The following is a 16,237-nucleotide window of genomic DNA, read 5'->3' as shown; positions in this document are numbered from 1 at the left end:
GTCATCGCCCGTAAGAAGGCATGCCGTTGCCGCGCTGGGCGATGACATCGCGAAGCACCTCGTTGGTGCCGCCGCCGAAACGCATCAGAGGGGCGAAGCGGTACAGCTTCTCGAATCGTCCACCGGCCGGGGCTTCGGGATTACGATGCGCCAGAAGGCCTTCGGCGCCCAGCAGGTCCATACCCAAATCGGCTATGCGCTGGCGTAGTTCGCTGCTGAACACCTTCTCCACGCTCACTTCCACGGTCGGGATCACCCCGTCGGACAACATCGACGAAGCCTCATAGCCCATCAGACCGGCTACCTCGACGTCGGCCTCGGCTTGGGCCAGCCGGCGCCGGAATCCCGGGTTGTCGATCGGGACGGTGCCGTCGCGGCGCGGCATGCGCGCCAGCACCTGCAGCTCATCCAAGGCGCGACGCAGATCCCCGGCGTTGGTCAGCGCACCTCGTTCGAGGTCGAGAGCGCCGGTGATGTACGACCAGCCGCGGTTCTCCTCGCCGATGAGGTTGGTCACCGGCACCCGAACGTCGTCGAAGAAGACCTCGTTGGTGCGGTAGCCCGACCAGGCGATCAGCGGGCGGATCCGCACACCGGGGCTGTCGACGGGGACAACGATCACCGAGATGCCCCGGTGCCGCTGGGCGTTCGGATCGGTCCGCACACACAACCATTCGTGGGTCGACCGCTGGGCTCCACTGTTCCAGATCTTGGACCCGTTGATCACCCATTCGTCGCCGTCGCGCACCGCCCTGGTTCGTAGCGCGGCCAGATCGGTCCCGGCGTCGGGCTCGGAATAACCCAGGGCGCAGGTCATCTCACCACGTGCGATGAGTGGGAGAAAGTCGCGCTTGTTCTGCTCGGTGCCGTGCCGCATGATCATCGGCGCGATCGAGGTCACGGTCAGGTCGGGCCCGGGCACACCCCAGTACTCGAACTCGGTCATCAGCAGGTGCAGATGCACCGGCCCGAGACCGAGGCCGCCGTACTCGGCGGGCCAGTTCAGGCCGAACCAGCCCTTGGCCCCGAGCTTGCCACGAAACGCTGCCACCTCGCCGCCGGGGTATTCCAGATTGTGTTCGGCGATCTCGGCACGCAGGGCGTCAGTAACGTTCTCCCGCAGGAAGTCCCGCACCGCTTCCAACCAGGCGCGTTGTTCGGCGTCGAGGTCGAAATCCACAAGTGAGCACCCTAGCCGAATAGTTAGTCCGTCAAGCCAATATTGGTACCGATCGGGGTGTCACATTTCCGGCCCGAGGAGCATCTTGAGGACATGACCACGAACACACGACTGGAACCACTCACCCCGGAACAGGCCCCGCGGCTGACCCGGCTGATGTACCGCTGGGCGAAGCGACGCTTCGGCGAAGTTCCCGAACCCTTCGCCGTCTACGCCCACCACACTCGCCTGCTGGTAGCCAACGCCGTCCACGAGGGCATGCTGCAGAACGCGTCCAAGACCCTGCCCGTCGACGTCCGCGAACTGGCGGTGTTCTGGACCGCCCGCGCCGTCGGCTGCTCCTGGTGCGTCGACTTCGGGCAGATGCTGATGCGGCTGGAGGGATTGGACCTCGACCGGCTCGCGCATATCGACGACTACATGACCTCGCCGCTCTACACCGACGACGAACGAGCCGCCATCGCCTACGCCGACGCGATGACGAAGGATCCGCACGCGATCACCGACGAACAGGTGGACGACCTGCGGCGCCGGTTCGGCGCCGACGGGGTGGTCGAGCTGACCTACCAGGTCGGCGTCGAGAACATGCGCTCCCGGATGAACGCGGCACTGGGCATCACCGAGCAGGGCTTCAGTTCGGGCGACGCCTGCCGCGTCCCCTGGACGACATGAGCCGCCGTCCCTGGACCACCTAGCGCAGCTTGAAGATCGTCCGGTGCCAATCCTTTTCGGCAACGCCGGTGATGTCGCTCATCACGTGCTTGATGGTCAGGTACTCCTCGAAGGAGTAGTCGCTCATGTCCTTGCCGAACCCGGACGCCCCGACCCCGCCGTGGGGCATCTCGCTGATGATCGGGATGTGGTCGTTGATCCACACACAGCCGGCCTTGATCTCGCGCGACGCCCGCTGGGCGCGGTAGACGTCGCGAGTCCACGCCGATGCGGCTAGCCCGTAGTCGGTGTCGTTGGCCTGGCGCAGCGCGTCGTCGTCGCCGTCGTGGGTGCGCACGGTCAGCACTGGACCGAAGATCTCGTCGCGGTACACCTCGGACGTCTCGGCGACGTCGGCAATCAGCGTCGGCAGGTAGAAGGAGCCCGGCCGGTCCGGCGCGGCACCGCCGGTCGCGATGCGACCGCCTTGGCCGGGCGCGCGGGCAACCATCGCCGCGACCTTGTCGCGGTGGGCGGCCGAGATCAGCGGACCGAGATCGGTGTCGGGATCCTGCGGGTCGCCGACGACCATCTTTCCCATCAGCTCGGCGACGCCGGAGACGAAGTCGTCATAGAGATCGCGGGCCACGATCGCGCGCGTCGCCGCGGTGCAGTCCTGCCCGGAGTTGATCAGTGAGCCGGCCACCGCGCCGTTGATCGCGGCGTCCAGATCGGCGTCGTCGAACACCACGAAAGGCGCCTTGCCGCCGAGTTCGAGCTGAGTGCGGTGGCCGTGCACGGCGGCGGCGGCCATCACCCGGCGGCCCACGGCGGTGGAGCCGGTGAACGTCACGACGTCGACGTCGCGGTGGCCGGCCAACGCCGACCCGACGTCGGAACCGGCGCCGGTGACGACATTGAGCACCCCGTCGGGCAGGCCGGCCTCGGAGGCCAGCCGGGCCAGCGTAAGTGTGGTCAGCGGCGTCAGCTCGGCGGGCTTGATCACCACGGAACAGCCCGCGGCCAGCGCCGGGAGCACCTTCCACACCGCCATCTGCAGCGGGTAGTTCCACGGCGTGATCGTCGCGACCACCCCGACCGCCTCGCGCCGAATAGAAGAGGTGTGGTCGCCGCTGTACTCCCCGGTGGCCTTGCCTTCCAGCTGGCGGGCCGCCCCGGCGAAGAACGCGATGTTGTCGATGCTGCCGGGAATGTCGAACTCTCCTGCCAGCCGCACCGGCTTGCCGGTCTGACTGACTTCTTCGGCGACGATCTGCTCAGCGTTGGCGTCGACGAGTTCGGCCAGCTTGGCCAGTACCGTGGCCCGCTCGACCGGGGTCGCCCGCGACCAACCGCCCAGGGCGGCGCGGGCGGAGGCCACCGCGGTGTCGACGTCGGCGGGCTGGGCCAGGGCCAGCTCCGCGACGATACTGTCGTCGGCCGGGTTGACCACCCGGTGAAGGCTGCCGCCGGTTACCACCGGGGCGCCATCGATCCAGCTACTGGGCACAATGAGAGTCTTGTCAGAGGCGAGTGCGGTCACCCTCCCACGGTAACCGACCCGCTCAGCCGCTGCTACGCATTACCGCAGTATGGGCGGGTGAAGACCACCAATTTCATCGATCTTGTTGCCTAAAACAACTGATTCCGTGCACAATCATGGGCATGCGCGACTCGGGTGTACCGGCCACTCGGTTTCCCGTCCGCGCCGTTGCGGCGGGCGGAAACGGGCCTGTCCAACTGGACGAGATGTCCAAAGCCATTATCGAGAAACTGCAGCAGGACGGGCGGCGGTCCTATGCCGCCATCGGCAAGTCCGTCGGACTGTCGGAGGCGGCGGTGCGCCAGCGGGTGCAACGCCTGGTCGACTCCGGGGTCATGCAGATCGTCGCGGTGACCGATCCACTGCAGCTGGGTTTCACCCGGCAGGCGATGATCGGCATCCGCTGCACTGGTGACACCACCAAGGTCGCCGAGAAGCTGGCGCAGATCGAAGCGGTGGACTACGTGGTGCTCACCGCGGGCACCTTCGACGCCATCGCCGAAGTGGTCTGCGAGGACGACGCCGAGCTGCTCGAGCTGCTCAATACCCAGATCCGCGCCGTGCCGGGAGTTACCTCCACCGAGACGCTGGTCTATCTGAAACTAGTTAAGCAACAATACAATTGGGGTACCCGATGACAACCACCGCGAGCCAGAACCTGACCGCCGAGCTCGGCGCAAAGGCGGACCGGCACCTGTGGGGCCACTTCGCCCGCCACGGCGCCGGAATCACACCACCGATCATCACCCGCGGCGACGGTGTCCACATCTGGGACAGCAACGGCAAGCGCTACATCGACGGCCTGTCCGGATTGTTCGTCGTCCAGGTCGGCCACGGCCGCGAAGAGATCGCCGAAGCCGCCAAGAAGCAGGCCGAAACACTCGGCTTCTTCCCGCTGTGGTCCTACGCGACCCCGCCGGCCATCGAGCTGGCCGAACGCCTGGCCAATTACGCGCCCGGTGATCTGAACCGGGTGTTCTTCACCACCGGCGGCGGCGACGCCGTCGAGTCTGCGTGGAAGCTGGCCAAGCAGTACTACAAGCTGACCGGCAGACCAGGCAAGTACAAGGTGATCTCACGCAGCATCGCCTACCACGGCACGCCGCACGGGGCGCTGGCCATCACCGGCCTGCCGACCTTCAAGGCGCCCTTCGAGCCGATCACGCCGGGTGGCTTCCGGGTGCCCAACACGAACTTCTACCGCGCGCCCGAAGGCCACGACACCGACATCAAAGAGTTCGGGCAGTGGGCAGCGAACCGGATCGCCGAGGCCATCGAGATGGAGGGTCCCGACTCCGTGGCGGCAGTGTTCCTCGAGCCGGTGCAGAACGCCGGCGGGTGCTTCCCGCCGCCGCCCGGCTACTTCGAGCGGGTCCGGGAGATCTGCGACGAGTACGACGTGCTGCTGGTCTCCGACGAGACGATCTGTGCGTTCGGCCGCATCGGTTCGATGTTCGCGTGCAACGACTTCAACTACGTGCCGGACATCATCACCTGCGCCAAGGGCCTGACGTCGGGTTATGCCCCGCTGGGCGCGATGATCGCCTCCGACCGGCTGTTCGAGCCCTTCAACGACGGCCAGACGACGTACGCGCACGGCTACACGTGGGGCGGGCACCCCGTCTCGGCGGCAGTCGCGATGGCCAACCTGGACGTGTTCGAGCGCGAAGGCCTCAACAACCACGTCAAGACCACGGCTCCGGCGTTCCGGGCCACCCTGGAGAAGCTGCTCGACCTGCCGATCGTCGGCGACGTCCGCGGCGAGGGCTTCTTCTACGGCATCGAGCTGGTCAAGGACAAGGCGACCAAGGCGATCCTCGACGACGAGCTCAGCGAGTGGCTGCTGCGCAGCTTCCTGTCGGTCGAGTTGTTCGAGGCGGGGCTGTACTGCCGCGCCGACGATCGCGGCGACTCCGTAGTGCAGCTCGCCCCGCCGCTGATCAGCGACCAGGCGGTGTTCGACGAGATCGAGCAGATCCTGCGCCGCGTGTTCACGCAGGCCTGGGATCACCTGCAGACCCGTGGCGACGCCTGGCACTAAGCCTCCGGTCGATCCCGTCCGGTGGCAGCCGCCGCTGTCTGCGCCGCTGCCGCCGCCGGATCTGTCCGGACCGCTACGCATAGTCGACGTGCCGGGCCACGCGCCCGAGGATGTCGTGGTCGACGCCGACGGCGCGATCTGGACCGGCACCGACGACGGCGCGATCGTCCGGATCCGCCCCGGCAGCACCCCCGAGGTGGTGGCCAACACCGGCGGACGGCCGCTGGGCCTGGCGGTGGCCCGTGACGGGCGGCTGTTGATCTGTGACAGCCACCGCGGGCTGCTGAGGCTGGATCCAGTCAGCCGCATGTTCGAGACACTGGTGGACCAAGTGGCCGGGCGGCCGCTGACGTTCTGCAGCAATGTCGTCGAATCTCAGGACGGCACAATCTATTTCACCGAGTCGACGTCCCGCTTCCACTACGAGTACTACAAGGGCGCGGTGCTGGAGGCACGGGCCAGCGGGTCGCTGTTCCGTCGCGACGTCGACGGCAGAGTGACCACACTGTCCACCGGGCTGCGGTTCGCCAACGGGGTGGCGCTGGCCGCCGACGAGTCCGCGCTCGTCGTCGCCGAGACCACCGCGTGCCGGGTATCGAAATATCCCCTGACCCCGTCCGGGGTCGGCGAACCGGTGCCGCTGATCGAGAACCTGCCGGGCTATCCGGACAACATCTCGCTGGCCCCCGACGGCCGCATCTGGGTGGCACTGGTCAGTGAGCGCAACGCGGTCGGCGAATGGCTGGCCCCACGCGCCCCAGCGCTGCGCCGGTTGCTCTGGAAGCTGCCCTACCGCTGGATGCCCAATCCCAAACCGGTGGTGTGGGCAATCGCCGTCGACCTCGACGGCCGGGTGCAGGCCCAGTTGCGCACCACCGATCCCCGTTTCGCGCTGGCCACCGGACTGGTGGAACACGACGGGAAACTGTGGCTGGGCTGCATCGGCGCGTCCGCCGTCGCATGTCTCGATTTGTAACACCAACCACACCAGTCACAGCGCGGCTCCACGATTTCTGGACCGAAATCCCCTACTCTGCGTCTCGATGGCGAGGGAGAAATTACTCACGCGGTGTGCTGCCGCAGTGGCCGCGGCGCTGTGCGTCGTCGGCACCCCGGCGATCGCGTGGGCCGAACCGAACGGGGCACCAGACCCCAACACCTGCCCGTACAAGGTCAGTACACCGCCGGCCGTCGACTCCTCGGAGGTGCCCCAGGCCGGTGATCCGCCGCAGCCCCTTCCCGTCCCCGCCAAGACGGTGGGCGGCGACGCGCTGTCGGGCTGCGGAGTGATCGTCGCGGCGGGCACACCACCGGTGCCGGACGACGTGTCAGCCGAGTCGTGGATCGTCGCCGACCTGGACACCGGCGACATCATCGCCGCGCGCGATCCCCATGCCCGCCACCGCCCCGCCAGCATTATCAAGGTGCTCACGGCGATGCAGGCGATCAACGAGCTGCCGCTGAACAAGGTCGTCGAGGGCACCCAGGACGACGCCAACGCCGAGGGCACCCGCGTCGGCGTGGACGTCGGCGGCCACTACACCGTCAACGATCTGCTGCACGGCCTGCTGATGCACTCGGGCAACGACGCCGCGCACGCGCTGGCCGTGCAGATCGGCGGCGTCGACACTGCCGTGCAGAAGATCAACAGCCTGGCCCGCAAGCTCGGCGGACAGGACACTCGCGCGGCGACGCCGTCTGGGCTGGACGGGCCGGGCATGAGCACCTCGGCTTACGACCTCGGCCTGTTCTACCGATATGCCTGGGAGAACCCGACTTTCGCGAGCATCGTGGCCACTGAGAAGTACGACTTCCCCGGGCATCCGGCCAAGCCGGGCGAGGACGGCGACCATCCCGGCTACCAGTTGGAGAACGACAACCAGCTGCTCTACAACTACCCGGGCGCACTAGGCGGCAAGACGGGCTACACCGACGACGCCGGGCAGACGTTCGTGGGCGCCGCGAATAAAGACGGCCGCCGGCTGGTGGCGATCTTGGTGCGCGGCACCCGCCAGCCGATCGCTCCGTGGCAGCAGGCCGCCCACTTGCTGGACTACGGCTTCTCCACACCGCCGGGAACCAAGGTCGGCAACCTGATCGACCCCGATCCGTCACTGATCCCGCCCAAGCCGGACCCGGCTTCCGCGGTAGCCGCCAAGGCCTCGGCGGTACTGCCCGAAGCCGACGCGGTGCCGGTGCGTGTCGGCGTAGGTGTGGTCGGCTCGCTGGTGATCTTCACGCTGATCATGATGGCGCGGTCCATCAACCGCCGCCCCGCGCGCGGGCGGTAACCCAAGGCCGCATCAGCCCCTCGGGTACCTGGGGCGGCCCCGCCGCCAGATCCGCGAAAGACCCAGCGCGCCTGCCGCACCCACCGCCATCGCGGCGACCGTCTGCCGCGCGCTCAGCCCGTCGTCCGGGCCCACCCGAGGCGAGATGATCGCCGGGGCGGGCGCCCCGGCCGGCTCGGGGAGCAGATTGTCCTTCGACGTCGCGGCCCACGCGGTGGCGAACAGCACCAGCCGCGCAGTGATATAGGCGAACACCATCAGGCCCAGCACCGGCCCGAACGTCGCTCCCGCCGGCCCGTGCACCACCGAACGCAGATAGATCGACCCGACCAGCTTGAAGATCTCGAAGGCCACGGCGGCCATCAGGCCGGCTCGCAGGCTGCTGTGGAAGCTGACCGATTCGCGCGGCAACCGCGCGATCATCCAGCTGAACAGCAGCCACGACACCGCCCACGACATCACCAGCGAGACCAACCGCAGCACCCCGCCCAGGCCGTCGGGATGCGGTATGCCAACGGCCTGCAGCGCTTTGGTCATCACCGACGGGTCGGTCAGCGCGGTCAGAGCGATGGTGAGGATGATCGCCACGAACGCCGAAAACAGCACCAGCAAGTCAGACAGCTTGGTGCGCACGAAGTTCTGCTGCTGGCCGCGCTGATCCCACATCTGGCTCAGTGCCTCACGCAGATTGGCGATCCAGCCCAGCCCGGCCCACGCCGCGGTGGCCAGACCGATCACACCCACCGAAGTGCGGGACTGGATCGCCGAATCGATCAGGCCGATCAGCTGTTGGCCGAAGTCACCGGAAACCGTTGCCTTGATCCGGCTTTCGATATCGGCCAGCACATGCGGCCGGCTCGCTAGGGCGAAACCCGCGGCCGCGAAGCCGACCATCAGCAACGGGAACAACGCGAAGATCGTGAAGTAGGTGATGCCCGCGGCGTAGAAGTCGCCCCTGACGGTCTGGTAGCGCTGCCCGGCGCGCACCGCGTGGTCGAGCCAGTGATAGCGAGCCCGCAGCCGGTCCAAGCGACCTGGTTTGGCCGGTTCTGTCATCGCCCAGCCTCCCGAAGTGCCTACTGACTTGCCGGCAAAAACCCTAACCGCTCGTATACCCGTCCGATGGTCTTAGCAGACACCTCGTGGGCGCGTGCCGCGCCCTTGGCCAGGATCGCCTGCAATTCGCCCACGTCGGCAAGCAGTTCGTCGACACGCTGCTGCAGCGGCCTCACGTATTCGACGACCGCGTCGGCGGTGTCCTTCTTCAGGTCGCCGTAGCCGCGGCCCTCGTAGCCCGCCACGAGTGTGTCGATATCGGTGCCGGTCACCGCGGACTGGATCGACAGCAAATTGGACACCCCAGGCTTGGCGTCGACGTCGAAGCGGATCTCACGCTCACTGTCGGTGACTGCAGAGCGGATCTTCTTGGCCGTGACCTTCGGGGCGTCGAGCAGGCTGATGAGCCCGGCTTCGGTGGCCGCGGACTTGCTCATCTTGGCCGTCGGGTCCTGCAGGTCGTAGATCTTGGCTGTTACTTTGGTGATCATCGGCTCGGGGATGACGAACGTGTCGGGGAACCGGACGTTGAACCGCTGCGCGACGTCTCGGGCCAGCTCGAGATGCTGGCGCTGATCCTCACCGACCGGAACCAGGTCCGTGTCGTAGAGCAGCACGTCGGCGGCCATCAGCACCGGATAGGTGAACAGCCCCACCGTCGTCGCCTCCGCACCCTGCTTCTGCGACTTGTCCTTGAACTGCGTCATCCGCGACGCCTGTCCGAATCCGGTGAAACAGCCCAGCACCCAAGCCAGTTCGGTATGGGCGGGCACATGGCTTTGCACGAAGATCGTCGCCCGGTCGGGATCGATGCCCAGCGCCAGGTACTGCGCGGCGGTCACCAGAGTGCGATAACGCAGCGTGGCGGGGTCCTGCGGAACGGTGATCGCGTGCAGGTCCACCACGCAGAAGAATGCGTCGTAGTCGTCCTGCAGACCGACCCATTGTCTGATCGCACCGAGCGCGTTGCCCAGATGCAGCGAATCAGAAGTCGGCTGAACGCCGGAGAAGACGACACGACGGGATGTGCTGTTCATGGTGCATCAATCCTGACACGAGGCCCAAGTCAACGACCGGGGGCGGCTAGCATCCTGCTTCGTGCGAGGACTACTGGCGCTGGCCGCCGCGATTACCATGATCGGCGTGCTGGCCGGTTGCCAGAGCAATTCCACCTCCAACGACGAGAAGCGCCCGGCATCCACCGCCGTGGTGATCGTCTCCGGCGGGGACGCGACGACACCGTTCACCGGCCCCGAACAAGCGTGCAAGACCGGGCTGGCGGCCGGCAACACCGACACCGCACTGCGCGAGTACCTGATCGGCAAGGGCTACACCGTCTACACCTCCCCCGCCATGGCCGGCCGCGGCCAGGTCGTCGACCAGACCGGGTTCGGGCCGTTCGGGGTCTGCCCGGTCACCCTGCCGGAGAACATGACGGTCGATTCGACGGGCAGTATCGACACCGCCGGCGAACACTTGGCCCGGTTCCTCAACTGGCTGCACACCGACAAAGGCGTCACCGAGGTCGATTTCGTCGGCCACTCGATGGGCGGGCTGTACTCGCGCGCCGCGATTCGGGTGCTGGAGTCGACGAGCTCGCCGCTGAAAGTGCGGTCGCTGACCACCATCGGCACTCCGTGGCAGGGTTCCTATCTGTCCGACTACGCCAACGGCATCACCCCACTGAGCGACTGCAAGGGCGACACATTCTGCGAGACCTCGATGAAGGGAATGGCCGAGGAGGTCAAGCGGCTGATGGCGGGCTCGGGCCGGGAGGTCAACCAGGCGTTCCTGATGGGCAAGGACGGCTGGAACGAATACCAATCCGGCGTGCTCGACAAGATCCCGGTGGTGCTGATCGGCGGCAAGAAGTTCAACCTCCCAAAAACCAGCAGCGACGGTCCGGTGAATCCGGCGGTGTGGCCCAATGACGGCATCGTGGCCCTGCAGAGCGCGCTGGCCAAGGAGATCAGCGACCCGGTGTTACCGCACCGGCGCTGCTACACCTTCGACGACACGCACAGCATCTACGTCTCCAATCTTGCTGGGCTGGAGCAGAAGACGGCGCTGACGTGGGACCCGCAGGTGCTCGACGTCGTGCACCAGGCCATCGACGGCGCCCCCAAAGCGCTCGACGGCGCCAACCGTGAAGGCTGCCCGGCCTAGTGCTGCCCCGCCTAGTGCCGCGCAGCCTGGCGCTGCTCGCCGCGATCATGCTGGCGGGCTGCTCACACACCGACACCCAGCCGCGTCCAGCGTCGCGGGCAGTGGTCCTCGTCTCAGGTCTGGCCAGCACCGCTCCCTACACCGCACCGGATGCCGCCTGCGCCATCGGCTTGCCGGCGGGCACCGACCACACCCCGCTGCGCGAACACCTTGTGCGCAAGGGATATTCGGTGTTCACCGCGCCGGCCATGGCGGGCCCGGGACAGGTGCGCGACACCAACGGCTACGGGGCGTTCGCCTCGTGCCCGTCGCCGCTACCTGCGGCGGTGACGGTGGACAGCACCGGCAGCATCGATCTCGCCGGTGAGCACCTGGCCCGCTTCATCGATTGGCTGCACACCGAGAAGAAGATCGACGAGGTGGACCTGGTAGGCCATTCGATGGGCGGACTGTATTCCCGGGCGGCGATCCGAACCCTTCGAGCGACCGGCTCACCGGTGCTGGTCCGGTCGTTGACGACGATCGGAACACCTTGGCAGGGATCATATCTGGCGAACTACGCCGAGGGCAGCATCGCTTTGAGTGCCTGCCAAGGTGACCCGTTCTGCGAGAGCCAGATGAAGGGTTATGCCAGAGACATTGCTGCCGTGCATCTTTCCGGCTCGGCGCGCGAACTCGCCCAGCCCTACCTGACCGGGGCCAAGGGCTGGAACACTTTTCAGGCAGGCGTGCTCGACGACATCCCGGTGACGCTGATCGGCGGGAACCGGTACACCCACCCGGACCCCGCCGACGCCGCGGTGTGGCCCAACGACGGAGTGGTCGAACTGCGCAGTGCGCTGGCCCGCGACGTCGACGACAGCGTGCTGCCGCACCGGCGTTGCCGCATCGTCGACGACACCCACAGCGACTACGTCTCGATGATCACCAACCTGAAGCGCGACACGGCGCTGACGTGGGACCCGCGGGTGCTCGACGCGGTGACCGCGGCGATCGACGGGGCGCCCAAGGCGTTGGACGGCCCCAACCGGGACGGCTGCTAACCGAACTCGACGGTCACCGGGGCGTGATCCGACCAGCGCAGCGCGTAGGCGGCGGGCTTCTCCACACGGGCGGTCACGACGCGCTCGGCCAGACTCTCGGTGGCCAGGTGGTAGTCGATCCGCCAGCCGGCGTCATTGTCGAACGCCTTGCCTCGCCATGACCACCAGCTGTACGGGCCGGCGACGTCGGGATGCATGCGGCGCACGACGTCGACCCAGCCCGAGTCCAGCAGGTCGGTCAGCCACTGCCGCTCGCTGGGCAGTAACCCTGACTTCTTGACGTTGGCTTTCCAGGCTTTGATGTCGTTGGTGGTGTGCGCGATGTTCCAGTCGCCGCAGATCACCGCGTCGCGACCGTCGGCGGTCAGCTCGGCCATCCGCTTGGCCAGCGCGGCAATGAACCGTTCCTTCTCCAGCTGGCGGTCGGTGTCCGCTTCCCCGGTGTGGACGTAGACGCTGCCGACGGTCTGCCCGGTCTCCAGGTCGACCTCGAGGTAGCGGCCATGGGATTCGAATTCGGTTGCCGCCAAGCCGATTCGGGATGCCACAATCGGTGTGCGAGACAGGATGGCGACGCCGCTACGGCCCTTGAGGTGCGGGCTGGCCGACACCAGAGTCCAGCCGTCGGCCACCGCGGGGGCCAGCGCATCGGCGATCTGCTCGTCGTCGGAGCGCGTCTCCTGCAGGCACACCACATCGGAGGTAGTTCGGGACAGCCAGTCCAGCAGGCCGAGGTTGCTTTCCGAACGCTGGCGCACCGCCGCGCGCACGCCGTTCACATTGATGGTGGTCACGATCACGGAGGAAAACCTATCGTGCAGTATTGCGGTACCAGCGGTATCACCTTTACGGTCGGGTTGTGGCGCCCCGCGAATCAATTCACCTAGGCAATGGCCGCCGGCCCGGCGGCTCCGACGGGGCCGGCGAGCCGATCCTGCTGCTGCACCCGTTCATGATGTCGTCCTACGTCTGGGCCGACGTCGCCCCACGGCTGGCCGACACCGGCCGCTACGAGGTCTTCGCGCCGTCGATGGCCGGCCACAACGGCGGCCCGCGCAGCCGCTCCTGGTTGCTGGACACCAAAACCCTGGCCGACCACGTCGAACGTCAGCTCGACGAGCTGGGCTGGGAAACCGCCCACATCGTCGGCAACTCGCTGGGCGGCTGGGTCTCCTTCGAGCTCGAGCGACGGGGCCGGGCCAGGACCCTGACCGCGATCGCACCGGCCGGCGGCTGGCATCGCTGGTCACCGGTGAAATACGAGATCGTCGGCAAGTTCGTCGCCGGGCTTCCGGTCTGGCTGACAGCGCTGGTACTGCGCGATCGAGCGCTGCGGCTACCGGGAGTCAAGGCTGCGGCCAGCGTGCCGATCAGCGCCACCCCGGCCGGTCTGACCGAGGTGCAGCTGCAGGAGATCATCGATGACGTCAACCACTGCCCGGCCTACTACCAGCTGCTGATCAAGGCCCTGCTGCTACCCGGCCTGATGGAGCTGGCGGATACCACGATCCCGACCCACCTGGTGGTCTGCGAACGGGACCGGGTGCTACCCCATCCCCGGTTCACCAGCCACTTCCGCAAGCACATTCCGGACATCGAGAAGGTCACCATGCTCGACGGCGTCGGACACATCCCGATGTTCGAGGCGCCCGAACGCGTCACGAACCTGATCATCGACTGGGTTGACGCGCACGTGCCGCCAGTGCGGCAGAGCCAGGCCGGCGCTAGCTGATCGCCTCGTTGAAGGTCTTGCTCGGCCGCATCACCGCGCTGGTCTTCTCTGGGTCCGGGTAGTAGTAGCCGCCGATATCGGCGGCCTTGCCCTGCACCTCGTTGAGTTCGGCGACGATGGTGTCCTCGTTCTCGGCCAGCGTCTTGGCCAGCGGCGCAAAATGCTCAGCCAGTTCTTTGTCGTCGGTCTGCTGGGTCAGCGCTTTCGCCCAGTAGAGCGCCAGATAGAACTGGCTGCCCCGGTTGTCCAGTTCGCCGGCCTTGCGTGACGGATTCTTGTTGGCGTCCAAGAGCTCTCCGACCGCGGTGTCCAGCGTGGTCGCGAGCACCTTGGCCTTGGCGTTGCCGGTCTTGTTGCCCAGATCCTCGAGGCTGGCACCGATCGCGAGGAACTCGCCGAGCGAATCCCAGCGCAGGTGGTTCTCCTCCACCAGCTGGCTGACATGCTTGGGCGCCGACCCGCCCGCACCGGTCTCGTACATGCCACCGCCTGCCATCAGCGGCACGATCGACAGCATCTTGGCGCTGGTGCCCAGCTCCAGGATCGGGAACAGGTCGGTGAGGTAGTCGCGCAGGATGTTGCCGGTCGCCGAAATGGTGTCCTGGCCGCGGATCAACCGCTCGAGCGTGTACCGCATGGCCCACACCTGCGGGAGGATCGTGATCTCCAGGCCCTCGGTGTCGTAATCCTTGAGGTAGGCCTTCACCTTCTTGCGGAGCTCGTTCTCGTGCGGGCGCTCGTCGTCGAGCCAGAACACCACGGGCATCCCGGACAGCCGGGCCCGATTGACGGCCAGCTTGACCCAGTCCCGGATGGGGGCGTCCTTGACGATCGGCATCCGCCAGATGTCGCCGGCTTCGACGTTCTGGCTCAGCAGGACCTCGCCGGTGTCGTTGTCGACGATGTCGGCGACACCGTCCTCGGGGATTTCGAACGTCTTGTCGTGGCTGCCGTACTCCTCGGCCTTCTGCGCCATCAGCCCGACGTTGGGGACGGTGCCCATCGTGGTCGGGTCGAACTGGCCGTGGGTCTTACAGAAATTGATGACTTCCTGGTACATCCGGGAGAAGGTCGACTCCGGATTGACGGCCTTGGTGTCCTTGGTGCGGCCGTCGGCGCCGTACATCTTGCCGCCGAGCCGGATCATGGCGGGCATCGAGGCGTCGACGATGACGTCGCTGGGTGAATGGAAGTTCGAGATGCCCTTCGCCGAGTCGACCATCGCCAGTTCCGGCCGGTGCTCGTGGCACTTGTGCAGGTCTTCGATGATCTCCTCGCGCTGCGAGGCGGGCAGCGACTCGATCTTGTCGTACAGGTCGGACAGGCCGTTGTTGACGTTCACCCCGAGCTCGTCGAACAGCTCGCCATGCTTGGCGAACGCGTCCTTGTAGAAGACCTTCACCGCGTGACCGAACACGATGGGGTGGCTGACCTTCATCATGGTGGCCTTGACGTGCAGCGAGAACATCACACCGGTCTTGTAGGCGTCTTCGATCTGCTCTTCGTAGAAGTCGATCAGCGCCTTCTTGCTCATGTACATGCTGTCGATGACGTCGCCGTTGTCGAGCTTCACCTCGGGCTTGAGCACGGTCGTCTCGCCGCTCTTGCCCTTCAGCTCCATCCGCACCTTGCGGTCCTTGTCCAGCGTGATCGACTTCTCGCCGTGGTAGAAGTCGCCGGTCTTCATGGTTGCGACGTGGGTGCGCGACGCCTGCGACCACTGGCCCATGCTGTGCGGGTGCTTCCTGGCGTACTCCTTGACCGCGTTGGGGGCACGACGGTCCGAGTTACCTTCACGCAGGACCGGATTGACCGCGCTGCCCAGGATCTTGGAGTAGCGGACCTTGATCGCCTTCTCCTCGTCGGTCTTGGCTTCACCGGGGAAGTCGGGCAGGTCGTAACCCTTGGCCTTGAGCTCCTTGATCGCGGCGATCAGCTGCGGTACCGAGGCGCTGATGTTGGGCAGCTTGATGATGTTGGCCGACGGGTCCTGGGTCAGCTCGCCCAGATGCGCGAGGTTGTCGGGCACCTTCTGCTCATCGGTCAGCCGGTCGCTGAACTCGGCGAGGATGCGCGCGGCCACCGAGATGTCACTGGTCTTGACGTCGATGCCGGCGGGTTCGACGAAGGTGCGGAGCACGGGCAGAAAGGCATAGGTCGCCAGCAGCGGCGCCTCGTCGGTGAGCGTGTAGATGATGGACGGTTGCTCGGCGCTCATGTGCTGTTGTCTCCCGGCGGTCGTTCAGTTGCGGTGTGGCGGCTATCAGTATCGCGTCGCATCCGACGCTACGTGATCGCGGTTACCGGATCAGTGCAGAGGTCTGCGTCACAGTGCCAACCCGACGAGCACCGGATAACCCGCTGGCCTCCCGTTACGAAGGTCCGCTATGCTTTGGGTCGGTCATGAGCGCCAGCGTCAAGCCCCGGCTCGCTGGCCGGCAACCCTCCAACCGCGGTGGGGTGCTCCGGGTGAAGACCAGGTTGAGCAGCTGCACGTAGCTGCACGGCAAGCGCGGGTCCGCTATGAACGGGCC

Annotated in this window: 14 protein-coding genes and 1 riboswitch; of the genes, 8 read left to right on the top strand and 6 right to left on the bottom strand. The window is 66.7% G+C overall.

Features of this window, described 5'->3' with window-relative positions; all coding sequences use genetic code 11:
- Position 1: 1 nt before the first annotated feature.
- On the bottom strand, positions 2–1,180 hold the full coding sequence (locus CG716_RS10470) for an acyl-CoA dehydrogenase family protein (protein ID WP_094479157.1): 1,179 nt from the start codon (positions 1,178–1,180) through the stop codon (positions 2–4).
- 93 nt (positions 1,181–1,273) lie between these two features.
- On the opposite strand from CG716_RS10470, the gene CG716_RS10465 reads away from it, so the two are divergent.
- Entirely contained in the window at positions 1,274–1,852 is a 579-nt protein-coding gene (locus CG716_RS10465) for a carboxymuconolactone decarboxylase family protein (protein ID WP_094479428.1), read from the top strand.
- A 19-nt stretch (positions 1,853–1,871) separates the two neighbouring features.
- Here the strand turns inward: CG716_RS10465 and CG716_RS10460 are convergent, their stop codons facing one another.
- On the bottom strand, positions 1,872–3,374 hold the full coding sequence (locus CG716_RS10460) for a gamma-aminobutyraldehyde dehydrogenase (protein ID WP_094479155.1): 1,503 nt from the start codon (positions 3,372–3,374) through the stop codon (positions 1,872–1,874).
- A 122-nt stretch (positions 3,375–3,496) separates the two neighbouring features.
- Here CG716_RS10460 and CG716_RS10455 point away from each other — a divergent pair, with 122 nt between their 5' ends.
- From CG716_RS10455 to CG716_RS10440, 4 genes are all read left to right on the top strand, one after another.
- Entirely contained in the window at positions 3,497–4,012 is a 516-nt protein-coding gene (locus tag CG716_RS10455) for an Lrp/AsnC family transcriptional regulator (RefSeq protein WP_410431276.1), read from the top strand.
- Positions 4,009–5,415 (top strand): aspartate aminotransferase family protein, encoded by a 1,407-nt coding sequence (locus CG716_RS10450; RefSeq protein ID WP_094479153.1) that lies wholly within the window; start codon positions 4,009–4,011, stop codon positions 5,413–5,415. The genes CG716_RS10455 and CG716_RS10450 overlap by 4 nt, the downstream gene beginning before the upstream one ends.
- Positions 5,396–6,391: an SMP-30/gluconolactonase/LRE family protein gene (locus CG716_RS10445; RefSeq protein ID WP_094479151.1), complete on the top strand. Its 996-nt coding sequence runs from the start codon at positions 5,396–5,398 to the stop codon at positions 6,389–6,391. Before CG716_RS10450 ends, CG716_RS10445 begins: the two co-directional genes overlap by 20 nt.
- Before the next feature lie 67 nt (positions 6,392–6,458).
- The gene (locus CG716_RS10440) at positions 6,459–7,706 is read left to right on the top strand and encodes a D-alanyl-D-alanine carboxypeptidase family protein (protein WP_094479149.1); all 1,248 of its coding nucleotides are present in this window, start codon (positions 6,459–6,461) and stop codon (positions 7,704–7,706) included.
- Positions 7,707–7,718: 12 nt separating this feature from the next.
- On the opposite strand, the gene yhjD is transcribed toward CG716_RS10440, so the two are convergent.
- Positions 7,719–8,762: an inner membrane protein YhjD gene (yhjD, locus tag CG716_RS10435; protein ID WP_094479147.1), complete on the bottom strand. Its 1,044-nt coding sequence runs from the start codon at positions 8,760–8,762 to the stop codon at positions 7,719–7,721.
- 20 nt (positions 8,763–8,782) lie between these two features.
- On the bottom strand, positions 8,783–9,799 hold the full coding sequence (gene trpS / locus CG716_RS10430) for a tryptophan--tRNA ligase (RefSeq protein ID WP_094479145.1): 1,017 nt from the start codon (positions 9,797–9,799) through the stop codon (positions 8,783–8,785).
- Positions 9,800–9,860: 61 nt separating this feature from the next.
- Here trpS and CG716_RS10425 point away from each other — a divergent pair, with 61 nt between their 5' ends.
- Positions 9,861–10,928: an esterase/lipase family protein gene (locus tag CG716_RS10425; RefSeq protein ID WP_234817791.1), complete on the top strand. Its 1,068-nt coding sequence runs from the start codon at positions 9,861–9,863 to the stop codon at positions 10,926–10,928.
- Complete coding sequence (locus CG716_RS10420) at positions 10,928–11,971, top strand: esterase/lipase family protein (protein WP_234817790.1); 1,044 nt, start codon at positions 10,928–10,930, stop codon at positions 11,969–11,971. Before CG716_RS10425 ends, CG716_RS10420 begins: the two co-directional genes overlap by 1 nt.
- Here CG716_RS10420 and CG716_RS10415 read toward each other — a convergent pair.
- Positions 11,968–12,771: an exodeoxyribonuclease III gene (locus tag CG716_RS10415; RefSeq protein WP_094479143.1), complete on the bottom strand. Its 804-nt coding sequence runs from the start codon at positions 12,769–12,771 to the stop codon at positions 11,968–11,970. The two genes, CG716_RS10420 and CG716_RS10415, sit on opposite strands and share 4 nt — an antisense overlap.
- Before the next feature lie 59 nt (positions 12,772–12,830).
- On the opposite strand from CG716_RS10415, the gene CG716_RS10410 reads away from it, so the two are divergent.
- Positions 12,831–13,703, top strand: a complete 873-nt coding sequence (locus tag CG716_RS10410) for an epoxide hydrolase EphH (protein WP_410431273.1) — start codon at positions 12,831–12,833, stop codon at positions 13,701–13,703.
- Here CG716_RS10410 and CG716_RS10405 read toward each other — a convergent pair.
- Complete coding sequence (locus tag CG716_RS10405; RefSeq protein ID WP_094479141.1) at positions 13,696–15,921, bottom strand: NADP-dependent isocitrate dehydrogenase; 2,226 nt, start codon at positions 15,919–15,921, stop codon at positions 13,696–13,698. The genes CG716_RS10410 and CG716_RS10405 overlap by 8 nt on opposite strands.
- 181 nt (positions 15,922–16,102) lie before the next feature.
- A riboswitch (SAM riboswitch) is annotated at positions 16,103–16,222 on the top strand.
- Positions 16,223–16,237 lie beyond the last annotated feature (15 nt).

The organism is Mycolicibacterium sphagni (genome assembly GCF_002250655.1).
In the GTDB taxonomy this organism is placed as follows: domain Bacteria; phylum Actinomycetota; class Actinomycetes; order Mycobacteriales; family Mycobacteriaceae; genus Mycobacterium; species Mycobacterium sphagni.
Note: the sequence above shows the minus strand (reverse complement) of the source record. Positions and strands in the feature narration are given on the sequence as shown.

What these genes read in the sequence shown, in the direction of transcription:
- CG716_RS10465 (WP_094479428.1), top strand. Translation starts at nt 1,274, where the DNA reads ATGACCACGAACACACGACTGGAACCACTCACCCCGGAACAGGCCCCG.
- CG716_RS10455 (WP_410431276.1), top strand. Translation starts at nt 3,497, where the DNA reads ATGCGCGACTCGGGTGTACCGGCCACTCGGTTTCCCGTCCGCGCCGTT.
- CG716_RS10450 (WP_094479153.1), top strand. Translation starts at nt 4,009, where the DNA reads ATGACAACCACCGCGAGCCAGAACCTGACCGCCGAGCTCGGCGCAAAG.
- CG716_RS10440 (WP_094479149.1), top strand. Translation starts at nt 6,459, where the DNA reads ATGGCGAGGGAGAAATTACTCACGCGGTGTGCTGCCGCAGTGGCCGCG.
- yhjD (WP_094479147.1), bottom strand. Translation starts at nt 8,762, where the DNA reads ATGACAGAACCGGCCAAACCAGGTCGCTTGGACCGGCTGCGGGCTCGC.
- trpS (WP_094479145.1), bottom strand. Translation starts at nt 9,799, where the DNA reads ATGAACAGCACATCCCGTCGTGTCGTCTTCTCCGGCGTTCAGCCGACT.
- CG716_RS10405 (WP_094479141.1), bottom strand. Translation starts at nt 15,921, where the DNA reads ATGAGCGCCGAGCAACCGTCCATCATCTACACGCTCACCGACGAGGCG.